Source organism: Cesiribacter sp. SM1 (assembly GCF_020178975.1).
Taxonomy (GTDB): Bacteria; Bacteroidota; Bacteroidia; order Cytophagales; family Cyclobacteriaceae; genus Cesiribacter.
The window spans coordinates 168690-187458 of the sequence record NZ_JAHXBU010000043.1 but is presented as its reverse complement, the minus strand read 5'-3'; the positions used below and the strand labels follow the sequence as shown (position 1 = coordinate 187458).

At 49.2% G+C, this 18769-nt stretch carries 11 protein-coding genes; 4 read left to right on the top strand and 7 right to left on the bottom strand.

Annotation, left to right across the window (positions count from 1 at the left end):
- Window positions 1-21 precede the first annotated feature (21 nt).
- Both KWJ01_RS08090 and KWJ01_RS08085 read left to right on the top strand, forming a co-directional pair.
- The gene (locus KWJ01_RS08090) at window positions 22-663 is read left to right on the top strand and encodes a WbqC family protein (RefSeq protein WP_224995924.1); all 642 of its coding nucleotides are present in this window, start codon (window positions 22-24) and stop codon (window positions 661-663) included.
- Window positions 664-795: 132 nt separating this feature from the next.
- Complete coding sequence (locus KWJ01_RS08085) at window positions 796-3351, top strand: ATP-dependent Clp protease ATP-binding subunit (RefSeq protein ID WP_224995923.1); 2556 nt, start codon at window positions 796-798, stop codon at window positions 3349-3351.
- A 224-nt stretch (window positions 3352-3575) separates the two neighbouring features.
- On the opposite strand, the gene KWJ01_RS08080 is transcribed toward KWJ01_RS08085, so the two are convergent.
- The 7 genes from KWJ01_RS08080 to fabG form a co-directional block, all read right to left on the bottom strand.
- The gene (locus tag KWJ01_RS08080; RefSeq protein WP_224995922.1) at window positions 3576-4592 is read right to left on the bottom strand and encodes a glycoside hydrolase family 5 protein; all 1017 of its coding nucleotides are present in this window, start codon (window positions 4590-4592) and stop codon (window positions 3576-3578) included.
- 51 nt (window positions 4593-4643) lie between these two features.
- Complete coding sequence (locus KWJ01_RS08075) at window positions 4644-5540, bottom strand: aldo/keto reductase (protein ID WP_224995921.1); 897 nt, start codon at window positions 5538-5540, stop codon at window positions 4644-4646.
- A gap of 167 nt (window positions 5541-5707) precedes the next feature.
- Window positions 5708-6250 (bottom strand): inosine/xanthosine triphosphatase, encoded by a 543-nt coding sequence (gene yjjX, locus KWJ01_RS08070; RefSeq protein WP_224995920.1) that lies wholly within the window; start codon window positions 6248-6250, stop codon window positions 5708-5710.
- Window positions 6251-6357: 107 nt separating this feature from the next.
- Entirely contained in the window at window positions 6358-7344 is a 987-nt protein-coding gene (locus tag KWJ01_RS08065; RefSeq protein ID WP_224995919.1) for an aldo/keto reductase, read from the bottom strand.
- Window positions 7345-7458: 114 nt separating this feature from the next.
- Complete coding sequence (locus tag KWJ01_RS08060) at window positions 7459-9237, bottom strand: alpha/beta hydrolase (protein ID WP_224995918.1); 1779 nt, start codon at window positions 9235-9237, stop codon at window positions 7459-7461.
- A gap of 138 nt (window positions 9238-9375) precedes the next feature.
- Window positions 9376-11445, bottom strand: a complete 2070-nt coding sequence (locus KWJ01_RS08055) for a hypothetical protein (protein ID WP_224995917.1) — start codon at window positions 11443-11445, stop codon at window positions 9376-9378.
- A 249-nt stretch (window positions 11446-11694) separates the two neighbouring features.
- On the bottom strand, window positions 11695-12441 hold the full coding sequence (gene fabG / locus KWJ01_RS08050; protein WP_224995916.1) for a 3-oxoacyl-[acyl-carrier-protein] reductase: 747 nt from the start codon (window positions 12439-12441) through the stop codon (window positions 11695-11697).
- 303 nt (window positions 12442-12744) lie between these two features.
- On the opposite strand from fabG, the gene lpdA reads away from it, so the two are divergent.
- Entirely contained in the window at window positions 12745-14139 is a 1395-nt protein-coding gene (gene lpdA, locus KWJ01_RS08045; RefSeq protein ID WP_224995915.1) for a dihydrolipoyl dehydrogenase, read from the top strand.
- A gap of 478 nt (window positions 14140-14617) precedes the next feature.
- Entirely contained in the window at window positions 14618-18751 is a 4134-nt protein-coding gene (locus KWJ01_RS08040; RefSeq protein WP_224995914.1) for a tetratricopeptide repeat protein, read from the top strand.
- The last annotated feature ends 18 nt before the right edge of the window (window positions 18752-18769 follow it).

Sequence of the window (18769 nt, the reverse complement as noted above, 5' to 3'; positions counted from 1 at the left end):
ATAACCCAATACCTCTCATCCATGCCCCAGGAAACTTTTACGCCGCTGCTGGCGTTGCATTACTTTCCCTGTTTAGAATATTTCACCTGTTTTACAAAGCCGGGAGAGGTTTTGCTGGAGGCGCATGAGCACTTCATTAAGCAAAGCTACCGCAACCGATGCTATATACTGGGGCCACATCAGGTAGAGAAGCTGACAGTACCAGTAGTGGGCGGAACAAAAAAGATTCTGGTGCGGGATATAAAGGTTGATAACAGCCAGCCCTGGCAGCGCCAACACTGGCGAAGCCTGCAATCGTGCTATGGCAAATCACCTTTTTTTGAACATTATGCACCACGCTTGGCGCCTGTTTTTCAGGAAGATTGGAAGTACCTGTGGGACCTGAACGAAAAAGTTCTGACACTTTGTCTGGATTTACTGCAACTTCCGGCAACACCTGCGGCAACCCATGCGTACATACAACAAACCGGAACCGGCCTTTATGACCTCCGGCAGGCCATACGGCCCAATTTACCGTTTACTGCCCGAGATCTTTACTGTTCGGTACCCTATACCCAGCTTTTTGGCGCAGAATTTGTAGCTAACCTAAGCGTGTTGGATGTTCTTTTTTGTGAAGGCCCGGCAGCTGCAACAGTAATTCGCCAATCGGCAAAGCAGAAATGAACATTTGAAAACAGGAATCTGTTTTAAAAATACCAGTTAATTACTAACTTAAAGGTGATTATCTAAATGCCTCTTAGAATTTGAGCATTATATCTTTTCTTACAGCGTTAGATAGTCGTTAGCCACTATAATATGGAAGCAAAATTTTCAAACCGGGTCAAAGAAGTGATCTCGCTCAGCAGGGAGGAAGCGCTCCGGCTTGGGCATGATTATATAGGTACTGAACATTTATTATTAGGCATGATCCGTGAGGGTGAGGGCGTTGCAGTCAGCATTCTTAAGAAACTAGGTGTGTCTCTGGATGAATTGCGTCAGTCTATAGAACGTGCTACTAAAGGTACAGCCACCCACCAGGTAAAAAATCTTGCCAATATTCCGCTGACCCGTCAGTCGGAAAAGGTACTGAAGATCACCTACCTGGAGGCTAAGATCTTTAAAAGTCAGCTGATCGGCACTGAGCATTTACTGCTGTCAATCTTGCGCGATGAAGATAACATCGCAACCCAAATCTTAGAGAAATTCGACGTTAGTTACGACGTTGTAAAAGAAATGCTGGAGTACCAGTCCGACGGACCAATGTCAGCCCACGATACTGATGATGACGAAGGCGACAGCTCTCGTATCTTCGGTGGCGGCGGTGGCTCTGGCCGCAGCGAAGCCGGTTCAGGCAAAGGTGCTGAGAAATCACGCACGCCTGTGCTGGATAACTTTGGCCGCGATCTTACCAAGATGGCCGAAGACAGCAAACTCGATCCTATTGTGGGTCGTGAGGATGAAATTGAGCGTGTGGCCCAGATCCTGAGCCGCCGTAAGAAAAATAACCCGATTCTGATTGGTGAGCCTGGTGTAGGTAAAACCGCCATTGCAGAAGGTCTGGCCCTGCGCATTGTGCAGCGCAAAGTTAGCCGCGTGCTCTTTAATAAGCGTGTGGTAACACTCGACCTTGCCTCTTTGGTAGCCGGTACCAAGTATCGCGGTCAGTTTGAGGAAAGGATGAAAGCAGTGATGAACGAGCTGGAGAAATCACCAGACGTAATCCTGTTCATTGATGAGTTGCACACCATTGTAGGTGCTGGTGGTGCTTCCGGTTCGCTGGATGCTTCCAACATGTTCAAGCCTGCACTGGCCCGTGGCGAAATTCAATGCATCGGTGCTACTACTTTAGATGAGTACCGCCAGTACATCGAGAAAGATGGTGCCCTGGCCCGTCGTTTCCAGATGGTAATGGTAGATGCTACTTCTGTAGAAGAAACTGTTGAGATCCTTACCAACATCAAAGATAAATACGAGGAGCACCACCACGTAAATTATACCGAGGAAGCAATTCAGGCCTGCGTTAAGCTGTCTGACCGCTACATCAGCGACCGCTTCCTGCCAGATAAAGCCATCGACGTGCTCGATGAGGCGGGTGCCCGTGTACACATCAATAACATACACGTTCCGGATGAAATCGTGAAGCTGGAGAGCGAGATTGAAGACATCAAGAACGAGAAGAACCGCGTGGTGAAAAGCCAGAAATACGAAGAGGCTGCCCGCCTGCGCGATTCAGAGAAGAAGTTGCTGGAGCAGCTCGATTCTGCCAAGAAGCGCTGGGAAGACGAGACCAAGACCAAACGCTATACTGTTGATGAAGACGATGTAGCCGAGGTAATTGGTATGATGACGGGAATCCCAACCAAGCGTATCGCCCAGAACGAGGGTGCCAAGCTGCTGGGCATGAACGAAGAGCTGAAGAAAAACGTGATTGGCCAGGACGAGGCCATCAAGAAACTGGTGAAAGCCATTCAGCGTACCCGCGTTGGCCTTAAAGATCCGAAGAAGCCAATTGGTTCATTCGTATTTCTGGGCCCAACCGGTGTTGGTAAAACCGAGCTTGCCAAAGTACTGGCCCGCTACCTGTTCGATAAAGACGAGGCGCTGATTCGCATCGACATGTCGGAGTACATGGAGAAATTCAGTGTATCCCGTCTGGTAGGAGCGCCTCCCGGCTATGTTGGCTACGAAGAAGGTGGCCAGCTAACCGAGAAAGTACGTCGCAAACCATACTCTGTAGTGCTGCTCGACGAGATTGAGAAAGCGCACCCGGATGTGTTTAACCTGCTGTTACAGGTACTGGATGATGGTATACTTACCGACGGCCTTGGCCGCCGCGTAGACTTCAGAAACACCATCATCATCATGACCTCTAACATTGGTGTTCGCGACCTGAAGGACTTTGGTGCCGGTGTTGGTTTTGCAACCTCCAACCGACGTGAGAATTCTGATGAGCTGATGAAATCAACCATACAGAATGCACTGCGTAAGGCTTTCAGCCCGGAATTCCTGAACCGTCTTGATGATGTGATCGTGTTCAACTCGCTGCAACGCGAAGACATTCACCGCATCATTGACATTTCGCTTGGCAAACTGTTTAGCCGTATGAAATCACTCGGTTACGACATTGAGCTGACCGAGAAGGCGAAAGACTTCCTTTCTGAAAAAGGATATGATCAGCAATATGGTGCCCGCCCGCTGAACCGTGCCATCCAGAAATACCTGGAAGATCCGGTAGCGGAGGAGATCCTGAAAGGCGATCTGACCGAAGGCGATGTGCTGCTGGCGGATTATAGTGGAGAAGGCGATGTGCTGACCATTACCCGCAAAGAGGCCGTAGCCGAAGAAGATAAAGGTTCTTCAGATAAAAAGTAAACACCTAAGTGTAACTGGACATAAAAAGCCCGGAGGTAATCCTCCGGGCTTTTGTGTTTTCTGCGAAAGCTGTTTGCCCGCCACGCTATGCTACCAGCAGATAACAGAGTACAGGAACAGCCCATAACTCCTAATGCCGGATAACGCTAAGCTGGGATAAGCACCTTCATCAGCTGCATGTAATCAGTTTCTGCTGTGGTAGGAGCGAGAGTGAAAATTAGAATTTACTTCCGTGCCAGCTCCTTACTCCACTTCCTGATGTATTCACTATGCCGGGAGGTGTTTTTAATGCTGTTGGGATCTGTTACGGCTACCTCCAGTCCCCAGCTGAACAGGCCACTGAATTTGCCGCGTTCTTCGTCATTAGTCATATCCATTAGCTTACAGTCTCCGTTATCCTGCAAGCCCCACGACCAGGCTAGCCAGCCAATTTCGTGCTGCTGGCATTGCTCCATAATGGTTTTGTAGTCGATGGATTTTGCACAACCAACACCCATGGGTGCAAACTCGCCTACAATCAGGGGCAGCTGCTGTGCGACCGATTCTTTAATTTCGTTTTTAATCCTGTCGGTGGCACCATCGGGTGCTGTCCACCACATATGAACCGAAAAAAGCAGGTTCTGCAGCGGGTCCTGTTGCATCAGGTGGGGTCCTGTGGCCTGTAGCATGTCTATACTCTGTCCCCAGCTGGCGGCATCAATCACCAGGGGACATTTAATGCCGGCTGCACGCATACGGGAAATGGCCTTTTCATATCCTTCTTTAAACTGGCTGTTGCTCACCTCATGGCCACCCACCTCGTTGGCAATGTTCAGCAGCAGGTATGGCTCGTGCTTTTTCAGAACCTTAAGTACCTCTGGCTTTACCCAGTAGTCTACCTGGCTTTGCAGCTTATCCCATTTGCCGGTGGCACCATGCAGCTCCGGCATGGGTATCATGCCGGCAGCAATGCAGTTGGTGATGGCCTGGTCCAGCATGGCAGCGGTTCCCCTGGGGTTTTCATCACTGCTTTGCCAGACAATGCGCACAACATTAGCGCCGGTTTTTGCAATTTCCGGAAAGGTCTGTTCACCCGTAAGATCATCAGACCAGATAAACATTTCATTAACACCGCGTAAAATTAACTTTTCGCCGGTGGGGGTGTATAAAAAGCGGCCTTTTACCTGAAGGGTTTTCTGTGCAAATGTATGCGCACAGCAAAAGAGTAGCAGCAGGGCTGTGAGAATAGTGATTCTTTTCATGATAAGGAGAAAGGAGTAGCGTTAGAGGAGCTAAGCAGGAGCATCGATATGCTAACGGTGCTCCTCATATACAACTGGTTTTGCACTGTTTCTTAGCTTTTCAAGATCTTCTGCGGATAATGGATTGGCCAGGGAAATGGCTATGGCATCGTGCAGATGGCTGCGGATACGGATGCCTAACACTGCAGAGGCCACTGCCGGATGATGGAGCACATAACGGCCAGCCACCTGCGCGGCAGTGCGGTTGGTGTCGGCCAGGGATCGTATTTTTCTTGCCGCTCTTTCCACCTCTTCTGCAGTGTGTGCCAGGTAAGGCGTTGCAGGTTTACCAAGCAGCAGGCCCTTGGCATAAGCGCCACGGGCAAGCACGCTCACCCCATGCTGCTGTGCTAAATCCAGGCACTCTTCCTCCGGCCTGCGGTCCAGCAGGCTATATTGCATCATAAGGCTTACAATACTGGAGCGCTTTACCCATTCCCTGATTACATTTGGCCTGATAGAAGATATGCCGTAAAAGCGAATCTTGCCCTGCTGCTGTAGTAGCTCAAATGCTTCTATTGTCTCATCGATAGGATCGTCGATGGTGCCGCCATGCAGCTGGTAGAGGTCAATATAATCGGTTTGCAGTCGCTTCAGGCTGTCTTCTACCGCTTTCAGAATGTATTCTTTGCGTGGGTTCCAGTCCCAGCCGCTGCCGTCGCTACGCCATTGGTTGCCTACCTTGCTGGAGATGATTACTTTGTCGCGAATACCCCTGAAAGCCTTGCCAACAGTTATTTCATTATTGCCTTTATCATAGAGATCGGCTGTATCAAAGAAATTGATGCCCTGCTCTACAGCAGCCAGGAGTAATTTTGCATTCTTTTCATGATCCTCCCCCAAAGACATACAGCCATAGCTAACTTCACTTACCTTAAGATCAGAGTTTCCAAGGGTATTGTATTTCATAATTGGGTTTGCTGAAAGTTTTTCGAGCTTTTGGCAGTAGGAAATTTGCTCTTAAAGCCAATCTACGAAAAAAAAGAGTACTGAATATACAATGCAGAATTTTGAAAATGGTTTATTGATGGAGCGCTTCTGCTATTAAAATTATGGCATTTTGGCCGGAAGTCCGGCTACTCCCGGTAAAGCTGGTCCCATTTAAAGGAAACAAGGGCCAGCACAACAGCCTGTTCATATAGTTGCTTTCTATCTACCACATTACCAGTGAGCAAACCCACAGCGCCACCGGCTTGTTTGGAATTTTTACTGCCAAAGACCATGTCATCGGCGGTACCCAGCTCTATGCCCTGTTCTACCAGCTCTGTCACTGCTCTTGGTAAAAAGAATGTGCCGGTTCTGGCCTTGCCTGTCTGTTTTTTAGAACGAACTACTATCCAGGCAAAGGCAGTAAGCTCGCCTGCCAGGGGCTGAACGCCTCCTTCTATGCCAATCCAGTAATCGGCGTCGGGTTGCTCCTGCATGGCATTGGCTACCCTGTTGGTAGCGCCGGCTAGTGTTTCTTCATCAGACATAGGCTGGTCTGCCACATCAGAGGCCACACTGATTGGTTTAGTTATAATGTTTGCTCCGGGATGCATTTTTTGAAAGCCCGCCAGGGCCGCCTGCACTTTAACAGGATTCGCAGAAGCAACAACAAGCGTAATCTTTTCAGGCATGGTTAGTTTCTTTGGAGTGTTTTCTTGATAAGCCCATAAATTAACGAAGCAGCACTTAAATGCTGCTTCGTATGCCGGTTAAATAAAGTTAAAATTTTCAGAACCGCTTACCAGAGTGCATGTACAGAAGGTTTGATGTACTTATCATACACGCGTGCTACTCCCTGCATCTGTTCATCTGTAAGCGGGGGTAATTCCGAGGCGGTAATGTTTGGCTGCACCTGTTCCACACGGGATGCTCCAGGGATAACCGTACTAACTTCGGGGAACATCAGCACCCAGCGAATGGCCCAGGCTGCCAGCGATTCCTGCCCCGGGAATATTTCTTTCAGCTCTTCTACGGCTTCCAGCCCCAGGTTAAAATCTACACCAGAGAATGTTTCTCCTTTGTCGAAGGCTTCGCCATTACGGTTAAAGCTGCGGTGATCTTCAGGGCCAAAGCTTGTATGCGGACTCATTTTACCGGTGAGCAACCCGCTGGCCAGCGGCACACGTGCAATAATGCCAATGTTGTTTTCCCTGGCTTTGGTAAAGAACTGCTCGCTGGGTTTAAGCCTGAACATGTTGAATATGATCTGCACCGTGGTTACGTTGGGGTATTGCATGGCCATCAGGGCTTCATCGACCATTTCAACACTTACGCCCAGGTTTTTGATCTTGCCCTGTTCCTTTAGCCTTTCAAAAGCTTCGAAAATCTCGGGCCTGCTGTATACTTCCGTAGGGGGGCAGTGCAGCTGTACCAGGTCCAGGGTATCGAGCTTCATGCGCTGGAGGCTTTCCTCTACATAGCCGGCCAAACGCTTTGCTGTATAGGCTTCTGCAGTGTGGGGCTGTATCTGCCGGCCGCACTTTGTAGCTACAAAAACTTCTTCAGAACGGTTTTTTACCACCCTGGCAACAGCAGCTTCGCTTTGGCCGTCGCTGTATACATCGGCAGTGTCTATAAAATTTACGCCCGCATCTATGGCGGTATTGATGATGTGCTCGGCATTTTTATCGTTGAAAGGATCGCCCCAGCGGCCGCCTACCTGCCAGGTGCCCAGTGAAACCTCCGAAACTTTAAATCCTGTTTTGCCTAATTGTCTGTACTGCATCTATTTCTTTAAAAAGATTGGTTAATATTAGGGTATACAGCTACACTTCCACAGCAGCCATTCATCTGTTGATGATAAAAATGAAGGTGCTGGTTTGTAAGCAGAACTGCAATACTACTTTATATAACCTAACTCGCGAAGCCAGGCCTCTTGTTTTGCTTTTGCCTGATTATTGAAGTATGGAATGGCCCATAGGTGATGGGGGCTTCCCTCCAGTGTCAGAAACTCAATGGGATTACCGGCAGCTTCCATTTTTTCAACAAAGGCTTTGGCGGTAGAATAGGGTACAGACTGATCTTCGGTGCCGTGTATAACCAGCATGGGAGGCAGGCCTGCACGTACATGTTCGGTAGGATTAACCTGCTGCACCAGTGCCTGATCACTCACGTATTTGTCCCACCAGTTGTTTACCGTAGCATCAAATCCTGCTGCCTGCAAAATAACAGCATTTGGTGCGGGGTTTAATTCTTCCCCTTTTTTAGCAGCAGAGGTTGTTGCTACATCACCAGAAGTTGCTGCTACAGCAGCAGAAGCCTGCAGCTTTTGCACAAGTTGTGGGGGTGCCATGGCAGCATTCAGAAGTAAAAAGCCGCCATTGGAATTACCCGATGCCACAATGCGGCTTGTATCTATCCCCAGCTCATCGGCATGCTGGCGCAACCAGCGAAAGAAAGCCCTGATATCTGATACCTGCTCAGGGGGTAGCGTGCCCTGGCGGTCGCGTAACCTGTATTCAACAGCAATGCTAACAAAGCCGTGGGGGGAGTTGGTAAAATGCCAGTCGGGCTTGCCCATATTGCCACTGCCGCCGTGTACATATACCATGGCAGGCCTTCGCTCGCCCTTTTTCAGGTCTTCCGGCTGGGTGATAAAAGCCAGCAGCTTGTGTCCGTCTACCTCGCGATACACTCTGCTAAGCATTTTTTCCCGCTCCTGCTTTTGCTGTTCGTACATTTCCTTTATGGTATTGCGATAGGCAGGATTTCGTACCAGGGAGGTAAATGCCGTGTAAAGGCTGTCGATGTTTTTAACCCCATAGTCTTCCAGGTGACGGTACATATAATCGTAGAGCCAGAACTCCTGCACCGGCCTGTTTTTTATAACCCGCGGCACCGTTTTGAAGGCAGCATAGAGCCATTTGTTATCCATGCCCTTTTTATCTACATGGGTAATAAACTCCTGCTGAACAATCTGGTAGAGGTAGTCCCTCACAAAGTCTTTGTAACTCTCGAACTCCAGCAGCCTGGGGTCGTTCAGATCGGCTTTGTACAGGTGTGCTTCTGATTTAGGGCTAAGGCTTACCGTTTGGCCCGTATACCGGCGGTGTACCTCGGGGTACATCAGCAGCCATCGGTCAAAGGGATAGGTAAGATCGGTACGCTGCTGTGTTAAAAACCAGGGGTGCAGGCTGCGGTCTTTATAGAGCAAATCGTTGAGGGGCTTTAAATAGAGGTTGCGTAGCGAATCCAGGGTTGCAATAAATGCAGGCTCCTGTTTAGAGAAAAGTGCTCCCCAGTGCTGACTTAAGTACTGCTGTACCTGCTGGTTAATGTCTTTTTGTTGCAGCAGGTACTGGTTTACAATAGCCAGCTCCCCACTGTACCTAAGGCTAAGAGGGAAGTTGTTTCCATCAAAGGATAAAAGCAGGCTTTTGCCAGGCTCCAGGTATAGCTCAACAGCCTCCTGGCCATAGGTTAATGTCTGGTACTGTGGCTTTTGAAGCTGTGGTTTAAAGCTAAAGGATCCATTAGCGCCTATGGCCACTTTGGTGTTGCCAAGTGCAATGGAATCAAGAGCATTGCCCCTGATGGTACCGCTGATGCTTACCGTATTCTGTGCAAAGCAGAAAGTGGAAAGCAGTAGGAGGAGCAGGGAAAAAAAGACGCGCTGCATAACAGGTTATTCAGGTGAACAGCTTTTTAAAAAAGGATATACTGGTTAGCTGCCATAGCGGCTACAGCCATCGAAGTAACCAAAGAGCCATGACCCAAGCTACTTAAATTGTTCCCAAAACAGAAATAAGTGAGAAAACTAATATCCGCCGTTATACTTTCTTACAAACCACTCTGCACTGATGAGTAAAAGAATCAGGACCAGGAGCCACTCCAGGTTCAGTACCGATTCGTAGGCTTCGTCTGCCGTAATCACATTCTTTGCTTCCAGTTCCTTAAGTTCCTGTATCAGCCCGTCTTCCTGCTGGTAATGATAGTACCGGCCGCCTGTTTTATCTGAAATGGATCGCAGCAGGTTATGATTGGCGGTTAGTTCCAGTGACTCGAGCTGCAGGTTTTGCACACTGAAGCGGCCGCTAGCGGTATGGGTTTCTCCATTCAACTCGGTAGAGGCCCTGTACTGATACACGCCTGCGGGCAGGTTTTGTACGGTGTAGCGTGGGTTATTGCGGGTGTTCTGATAGCTGTAGCGGTACTGTTTTCCGCCTTCGTCGGTAATCAGCAGGTTTACAGCCTGTCCCCAGATGCGTTCATAGGCCTGGTTGTAGACTTCAGTTTCAAAGGTTACTCCTTCGGTATCCAGCACTTCTTCTTCCAGCGGGTACACCTTAAAGCGGCGGCGGTCGTCTCGGGCAGACAAGAGCTGAACGGTTTTGAGCACCATTTCATCGAAAGCCTTAAAGTCTTCGGTGGCGGCAAATTCCTGCAAGCGCCACTGCCACATGCCTTCTCCCAGCATTACGGCAGTTTTCTTTTCTTCCTGCACCCCAATCACCAGCAGTGGCTTATCTGTATCTACCCTGCCTATACGTTGCTGCAGCAGCACTCGGCCCCAGCCGGCTGTCTGGATGCGGCCAAAAGGAACCTGCACTGGCGGGTAGGCAGCAATGTTGCTGCGGTAATCGCCCGGGTAAGTGAAGAGGTCAAAATTACCATTCAGGATCGGGAATACTTCATCGAACTCGCGCTGCAGGCTTTGGATCTGCACCAGCTCCTGTTGCTGGTTAAAAGCACGCAGATCTGTCTGGTTGCTTACTATGTACCAGCGGGCGCGGGCATTTTTGAGGATCTGATCCATTTGCGGAATATCGCGCCCGCCCGGTAAACCATGCAGAATAACCAGGTCGTAGGTTTCTTCCTGGTAGTCAGAGATGCCTGGTATATACAAAAAGCTCTGGTAGTTCTTGTTTTTTTCTATGGCCCTGCGGAAGGCTGTAATATCAGGGTGTGGGCTGTTGGCCACAATCAAAATCTTTTCCCTACCTTCTACTACCTCTATGTAAGCATGGCGGGTGTTATTTTTCTGGGTGTACTCATCGGTGGCGCCGCTTACCTCAAACACATAATGTTGCAGGCCGGCCTCATCGGCATCCAGCACAACTTCTTCCTCCAGCAGGGCAGCTCCCTGGCCAAAGCGTATGGATTTTTGCTGCAGCACCCGGTTTCCACGCCGCACCGTTAGGGTAAGGGGCTGGTTTTCATAACCATTCTGGGTAATCTCTGCCCGCACCCTGAATTGATTGCCCTGGTAAGCAACCTTGTTGTAGTACAGGTTTTTCAGATTTACATCTGTTTTGGGCAGTGTATCGCCAAGACCCAGGCTATAGACCGGAAAAGGGTAGGGAACAAAGGCCGGAGAAATACCCTGGTTGTAAATGCCATCAGAAAGCAGCACTACGCCCGCCAGATTACGGTTCTCATAATCGGAGCGCACACCGCTTAGCAGGTTGCTAAGGTTAGTGGTCTGGGCATCAAAGCTCAGACTGTCGGTTTGGGTGATTGTTCCTTCAAGGGTGCGAAGCTCAATGCGGCCTTTATCTCCGAGCTCCTGCTGCAGGCGGTCAATGGTCTGTTTTAGTGAGGCTTCGGTCAGTCCTCCACCTTCAGGCACCGATAAGCTGTTATCGATGGCAACAAGGTAAACTGGTTCTTCTACGTGTCGGGTAAGTTGTTTCAGGAAGGGCTCCAGCAGCAGCAGGCATACCAGGCTGGCCAGTACAAAACGCAGTGCAAACAGGCCCCAGTTAGTGGTGCGGCTCCAGAGGGTTGGGGTACGGCTGTAGAGTAAACCTGCATAGAGTAATCCTGCCAGCAGGCACACTAAAATCCACCAGGGAGAAGCTCCCCACAACAATTGCCGTACATCCATTTATCTTCTTTCTCTTTTTTTACTCCAGTTAAAAGTAACGAAAAGCTTTAAATGTTCTTGCGTTGCTGAAGTATGTAAATGTGATAATGATACAATGTGTTAACAGGGAGGCATCCTGGATAACCGTATTGAAGGATAATAGCCTAACGAAATTCCTCTCGGAGAAGGGGAATTTCGTTAGGTGTGGTCAGTTACTGCCGGTTAAGCTTCTTGTTTTACCCCAGCAATGCTAATGAGTATATGGATTTGTTAAGTCAACATCCCGCCATCAACCTGCAGTACCTGGCCGGTAATATAGGCGCTCATGTCGGAGCCTAAAAACACGGCACAGTCGGCAATATCTTCTGGTCTGCCGCCACGCTTAAGCGGAATGGCATCCCGCCAGCTCTGTACAGTTTTTTCGTCCAGTACTTCGGTCATTTCGGTTTCGATAAAGCCTGGAGCAATAGCATTGCTGCGAATGTTGCGGCTGCCCAGTTCCAGTGCCACCGATTTGGTAAAGCCAATGATGCCAGCCTTGGAAGCAGCGTAGTTGGCCTGCCCGGCATTGCCTTTAAGCCCAACTACAGATGTCATGTTGATGATGCTGCCGCTCTTTTGCTTCATAAAGGTGCGGGTGGCAGCCTTTACGGTGTTAAAACAGCTCTTCAGGTTGGTATTGATTACCTCGTCCCACATCTGCTCGTTCATGCGCATCAGGAGGTTATCGCGCGTAATGCCGGCATTGTTTACCAGGATATCCAGTTTGCCAAAATCTGCTACCACTGCATTGATCAGTTCTTCGGCAGCAGCATAATCGGCCGCATTGGAGCGGTAGCCTTTGGCATTCACCCCCTGTGCTTTCAGCTCATCTTCCAGGGCCTGGCCCTTTTCTACACTAGAGAGGTAGGTAAAAGCTACGGCAGCACCCTGTTCTGCATATTTCAGGGCAATGGAGCGTCCTATTCCTTTTGATGCACCTGTTACCAGTGCCACTTTCCCTTCCAATAATTTCATTTGTTTTTAATTTAAGTCTTCAGTGAGTGTACTCAGTTGGTATATAATACAAGTATATGGTATATGGAAAGTAAGCGGTAATGATCATAAGTGGAAAATCTCAACTGCCGGCAATCTGTATACCATGTACAATATACTCTAATCTTCGCCAACAGGCCGTTGTTCATAAACAGACGGCTGCTGGCAATTCGGGCACAAAAAACGCAAAACATCAGAAACGTACAACATTAAGTTTTTTTAAGCTCATGTTTTGCCTTAAATTTGGCCTCTGTTAAAAAGCAGTATTTATCCGTAATAATTTTTATGGCAACTCAATATGATCTTATTGTTATAGGCAGCGGCCCGGGCGGGTACGTAGCAGCCATCCGTGCCTCTCAGCTGGGTATGAAGGTAGGGGTGGTGGAAAAAGAAAGCCTGGGAGGTGTTTGCCTTAACTGGGGGTGTATTCCTACCAAAGCCCTGATAAAAAGTGCCCAGGTGTTTGAATATATCAACCATGCCAAAGACTATGGTATTTCTGTAGGCGAAGCCAAGGCCGATTTTGGCGCCATCATCAAGCGTAGCCGCGATGTTGCCAACGGCATGAGCAAAGGTATTCAGTTCCTGTTCCGTAAAAATAAAATTGATCACATTGCCGGCTTTGGTAAGCTTAAAGCCAAAGATACGGTAGAAGTAACTGACGAAGGGGGCAAAAAGCAGGATTATAAAGCCAAGCATATTATGCTGGCTACCGGTGGCCGCAGCCGCGAACTGCCCAACCTGAAGCAGGATGGTAAAAAAATTATCGGCTACCGTGAGGCCATGAGCCTGGCAGAGCAGCCAAAAAGCATGATCGTAGTAGGCTCTGGTGCCATAGGTGTTGAGTTTGCATATGTCTACAACAGCATTGGCACCAAGGTAACCATCGTTGAGTTTATGGACCGCATTGTGCCGGTAGAGGATGAGGAGGTTTCTAAACAGCTGGAGAAGAACTATAAAAAATCAGGTATCGACATCATGGTTTCTTCTGAAGTAACCAAGGTGGATACCAGCGGCAAAGGCTGCAAAGTAACGGTTAAAACAGCCAAAGGCGAGCAGCAGCTCGAGTGTGATGTAGTACTTTCTGCCGTAGGCGTAAGCACCAACCTGGAAGGCATTGGCCTGGAGCAGGTAGGGGTTAAAACCGATCGTGGCCGTGTGGTGGTAGATGAATTCTACCGTACTTCTGTGCCAGGTGTTTATGCCATTGGCGATATAGTACCTGGTCCGGCCCTGGCACACGTAGCCTCTGCCGAAGGTATCATCTGCGTGGAAAAAATTGCAGGCCACAGCCCCGAACCACTGGACTACCGCAACATTCCGGGCTGTACCTACTGCTCTCCTGAAATTGCATCAGTTGGCTATACCGAAAAGGCTGCCCGGGAAGCAGGTTACGAAGTAAAGGTGGGTAAATTCCCATTCTCGGCTTCTGGTAAGGCAAGTGCCGCTGGTGCCAAAGATGGCTTTGTAAAAGTAATTTATGATGCCAAGTATGGCGAGTGGCTAGGCGCTCATATGATAGGTGCCAATGTAACTGAAATGATTGCCGAAGTAGTAGTGGCCCGTAAACTTGAAACAACCGGCCATGAGGTACTGAAAGCAGTGCATCCGCACCCAACCATGAGTGAAGCTGTAATGGAAGCAACTGCAGCGGCTTACGACGAAGTTATTCATTTGTAAGCCAGATAGATATGTTTTGGTTGAGTACCCGGCCCCTTTGGCCGGGTATTTTTTTTGAGAAATATAACGTTCTAACAACAACTTCCGGCTGCTGAAGAACGTATTATGTGTATACAAGTTCTTTGAAGCCTTAGGGCATCAATTTTTTAAACTACAGTAATTATTGGGAATGTATGGAGCGGAAAATTACTACCATTAAGTCCACTATAGTGGGACTACTCTTCTTTGCCGTGTATATAATAATATTGATAGGTTAATGGTTAAGGGTGAACAACGAGGCTCGCAGATCGAAAGACTGCGGGCCTTTTTTTTGTTCTGATTTTGGATCTGCATACACCTGGGTAGCTGCCAATGTTTAGAAATAACTTAGCTATGTAATGTTTGAAAAGAGATAGGCCCCGATCTGAAGGGGCCTTTTTTTGTATTCAGGTCCAAACCCATCTATTTTGTATTCTGCAAATACCATAATGGGTCTGAAATGAAATACATAGCCTCTCTCTTAGCTTTTTTGTGTCTGCTGCTGCAGGGGAATCTCCTGTTGCAGGCTCAGCAAAAAAACAGCAGTGTCTTTTTTATTGAAACCTTCAATGCACAGGGAAGCCGCCTGAAAGCGGGTACAGGCTTCTTTGTTGATGATGCAGGTAGAGGCGTAGTGCATGCAAGCCTGCTGGAAGGTGCAGAAACAGCCCGTCTTAAAACTGTAGACAGCACCACTCATCAGCTGCAGCGCATCGAAGCGGCCGACCCTTATACCGGCCTGGTACGCTTTACGATTGATAACAACCAGAGCACCAAATTCAAGCTCCTGCTAGCAGGTAACGGCAACATACCGGCACAGCTAAACTGGTACACAGCTCCCGAGCCACGTGCTGTTTCTGCAGGAACTGCAAAAGTTACCACTACCGATGTAACAGGTTACGGTTCTGTTGTGCTCCTCAATGCTACACCCGAGCTGGTAAGCGGTGCGCCGCTTGTGCTGGCAAATGGTGAGCTGGCGGGCATAGTGGTAATGCTCGAAGAAGGGCCTGCATTTGTAGTAACAGCCGATAAGCTCCGCAAGCTGAATGATGTAAATAGTACCTTAAAAGCCTGGAACAAAAGCAATCGCTTTGACTACAGCTATATCAGGGGCTTAAGTGCCCTTGCGCGTAAGCAGGAGGGTGATGCGCAATCTTATCTAAAGAAGGCCACCGTTGTGTTTCCCCAGGATGTGCCCCTGCGCCTGTTGCTGGCCCAAACCTATGCCAAAACCGGCAGCGATAATGAGGCTGTTGCTGCTTTTACAGAAGTAATAAAGCAGCAGGCTACTGCTGGTGAAGCTTTCGCAGGCCGTGGTTTAATCTACACAAAGCAAAAAAGCTGGGAGAAATCCCTGGCAGACCTGAACAAGGCCATAGAACTAAGAGTGGCCGGCACCGAAGTATTATATGCCCGAGGGCTGGGCTTCTACGAAACAGGCAATGCAGCCGCTGCTGCTGCCGATCTACAGCGTGCAATTGATGGAGGACTGAAAGAGCCTGCCGCGCTAAAGATGCTGGGAGATTCCTATTTTAAAGCAGAGCAGTACGCAAAAGCGGTAACAGCCTATGATAAAACAGAAGCTGCAGGCCTGGCCGATGCAGTGCTCTATAACAACCGTGGCAAAGCTAAACTGCTCCAGAACCAACTGGCTGGTGCAATAGCCGATTTTGGCAAAGCCATTCAGCAGAACCCACAATATGGCAAAGCCTATCTCAACAGGGCAGATGCTTACTATCAGCAAAAACAATGGAAAGAAGCTGCCGCCGACTACGAAAAGGCCATTGCCAATGGCGAAAAAGAGGCCGATACCCATGCCAAAGCCGCAACCGCTTTTCTGGAGCTTCAGCAGTGGCAGCAGGCCATCAGCTATTACGATAAAGCCCGTTCTGCAGGTTATAATAAAGAAGACCTCTTTGCAGGCAGGGGGAAAGCCAGGCTGGCCCTGCAGGATTGGGCTGCTGCGGCCACCGACCTGGAAGCGGTGGTAAATGCCGGCAAAGGAGATGCACAGATCCATACCGGTTTGGGAACAGCACAGTATCATCAGAAAAACTGGTCTAAGGCGGTAGACAATCTTACCATCGCCCTGCGCAGTGGCAGCGTACCACAACTGCTTGCCTACAGGGGGCTTGCCTATTACCACCAGCAGCAGGCCGATAAAGCATTCCCCGACCTGGATAAAGCTATTGAAGGAGGTGTTAAAGATGCTGCCACCTTTGCTGCCCGCGGCGATCTGCACCTGGCAGCCAGCCGCTATGCCCCGGCCATTGCAGATTTCGACAAAGCCCTGGCTGCAGGAGCAAGCGATCCTGGCCTCTACCTGAAAAGAGGTAAAGCGCAGCTGTTGTCCGGTAACGCGGCAGCGGCCATTACAGATTTGAACAAAGCACTACAAGCGGATAGTCGACTGCAGGAAGCATACTGGCTGCGCGGCAAAGCGCTCTTTAGCCAGAAGAAAACTACAGAAGCCATTGCCGACCTGCAAAAAGCCGAAGCGGCAGGCGTGCAGGAGGCAGAGCTCTACAGCATGCTGGCACTGGGCTTATATGAGGGCGGGCAGAAAGAACAGGCGCTTCCTTATCTGGACAAAGCCATTGCCAAAGGTGTTAAAGATCAGAAGATCTTTCGCTACAGGGGCTTGATCATGCTGGAAAAGCAGCAGTATAAGAGTGCCGAGCGGGAATTTACACAAGCCATTGACCTGGGTGATAAATCAGCAGAAGCCTATACTGGCAGGGCCGAAGCCTACTACCAGCAAAAGAACTATAGCGCTGCCATTGCCGACTGGCAGCTTGGCGAAAAAATAAAGCCATTAAGCCCCGAGCAGCAGGCCCAGCGAGGTAATGCATACTATGAACAAAAGGAATGGAGTGCTGCTGCTGCCGACCTGCAGGCGATTGCTGCTACTGCAGCAGGTAATGGAGAGCTGATGCTAAAGCTGGGCAATGCTTATGTTGCGCTTGAAAAACCAGCAGAAGCCATCAAAGCCTTTGAGGGTGCCGAGGCAAAAGGCGTTAAAACAGCAGCACTTTATTATGCACGAGGCAGAGCACGCCAGCAGCTAAAGCAAAACGATGCAGCAGTGGCTGATTATAGCAAAGCCATTGCCCTTGATGCTGAATTTGCCAAAGCCTATGCAGGCAGGGGGCTCCTGAAGTTTGCAGCAGGCGATGCTGCGGGTGCACAGCCAGACCTGCAGAAGGCAGTAAGCCTGGGCGAAAACAGCAAAGAAGTATTAAGTGCCCTGGGATTGTGCCAGTATAAGGCAGGAGCCTATGCCGATGCAGTAGCTACACTGGATAAAGCAGTAACTGCCGGTGCAGCTGAAAATGAGGTGTTCGCAGCCCGGGGCAATTCCAGGTACTTCCTGAAGCAGTATACAGAGGCCCTGCCAGATCTTAACAGGGCAATCCAGGGAGGAGCAGACGATATGCAGATCTGGTTAAGCCGTGGCATTAGCCGATACGAAACAAAAGAGCTTGCTGCTGCTAAGGAAGATCTCGACAAAGCTATTGCCAAAGGAGCAAAAGATGCTGCTGCTTACCATCACCGTGGCCATGCGCTCTATGAAGCCAAAGATCTGGAGGCGGCCCTTGCAGACTTCAGCGAGGCCATTCGCCTGAAGCCAGACTATGCCGATGCCTACACGCAGCGGGCAAATACCTACTTCCGCAAAGATGCTTATGCCGAAGCAATAGCAGATTATGATAAAGCCGTACAGTTGGGCGTAAGTGATAAGGTAGTGCTCAACAACAGGGGCAAGGCCAAATTTAATCTAAAGCAATATGATGGTGCCATTACCGATTATACGGCAGCCCTTGCGCTGGATAAAGGCTATACCAAAGCCCTCTACAACCGCGGCCTGGCTTATTACGAAAAAGGCGATTCGCAGAAAGCTTTCGCCGACCTAAGAGAACTGGAGCAGTTGGAAGAGCCTGCCCCTGAAACCCTTAACCTGATGGCAGATATCAGCTTTAAGGACAAGCAGTGGGATAAATCAATCGACTATTTTCAGCGTTCTATTGATAAAGGAGTGAAAAATGCTGATTTGTATTATAAGATGGGCTATGCGCAGCTGGAGGTAAATGAATATCAGGATGCCTTGGGAAGCTTTACCCAGTCAATTCTGATAGACGATAAGCAGCTGGCCTCTTATAAAAAGCGATCACAGCTGTACCTGATGATGCAGCAGAACCGCCTGGCCATGGCCGATCTAGATCGTGTAATCAAGCTCAACCCCAGCGATACCAATGCCTATTACAACCGGGGTACCATTCGCAATTCTGAAAAAAGCTTTGCCGGTGCCGTAGAAGATTATACCAAAGTGCTGGAGTTAAATCCTAACGACCATGGTGCCTACTTTTTAAGGGGAAATGCGCAAATGGGTATGGAAAAATGGGAGGCTGCCTTTAACGATTTTACACGTGCTTTGAAAATCGATTCCACTCAGCCGGAATACACCAGGAACAGGGGGTATGTGAAATTTCAGCTGGGAGACCGGGAGGGTGCCTGTACCGACTGGGTAGAGGCCTCGGGCAAGGGCGACAGCAAAGCCAAATTCTACCTGAATCAGCATTGTAAAAGCAACTAAACTTTATACCAATTATAT

What these genes read in the sequence shown, in the direction of transcription:
- KWJ01_RS08065 (WP_224995919.1), bottom strand. Translation starts at nt 7,344, where the DNA reads ATGCAGTACAGACAATTAGGCAAAACAGGATTTAAAGTTTCGGAGGTT.
- yjjX (WP_224995920.1), bottom strand. Translation starts at nt 6,250, where the DNA reads ATGCCTGAAAAGATTACGCTTGTTGTTGCTTCTGCGAATCCTGTTAAA.
- KWJ01_RS08060 (WP_224995918.1), bottom strand. Translation starts at nt 9,237, where the DNA reads ATGCAGCGCGTCTTTTTTTCCCTGCTCCTCCTACTGCTTTCCACTTTC.
- KWJ01_RS08090 (WP_224995924.1), top strand. Translation starts at nt 22, where the DNA reads ATGCCCCAGGAAACTTTTACGCCGCTGCTGGCGTTGCATTACTTTCCC.
- KWJ01_RS08075 (WP_224995921.1), bottom strand. Translation starts at nt 5,540, where the DNA reads ATGAAATACAATACCCTTGGAAACTCTGATCTTAAGGTAAGTGAAGTT.
- KWJ01_RS08080 (WP_224995922.1), bottom strand. Translation starts at nt 4,592, where the DNA reads ATGAAAAGAATCACTATTCTCACAGCCCTGCTGCTACTCTTTTGCTGT.
- fabG (WP_224995916.1), bottom strand. Translation starts at nt 12,441, where the DNA reads ATGAAATTATTGGAAGGGAAAGTGGCACTGGTAACAGGTGCATCAAAA.
- KWJ01_RS08040 (WP_224995914.1), top strand. Translation starts at nt 14,618, where the DNA reads ATGAAATACATAGCCTCTCTCTTAGCTTTTTTGTGTCTGCTGCTGCAG.
- KWJ01_RS08085 (WP_224995923.1), top strand. Translation starts at nt 796, where the DNA reads ATGGAAGCAAAATTTTCAAACCGGGTCAAAGAAGTGATCTCGCTCAGC.
- lpdA (WP_224995915.1), top strand. Translation starts at nt 12,745, where the DNA reads ATGGCAACTCAATATGATCTTATTGTTATAGGCAGCGGCCCGGGCGGG.
- KWJ01_RS08055 (WP_224995917.1), bottom strand. Translation starts at nt 11,445, where the DNA reads ATGGATGTACGGCAATTGTTGTGGGGAGCTTCTCCCTGGTGGATTTTA.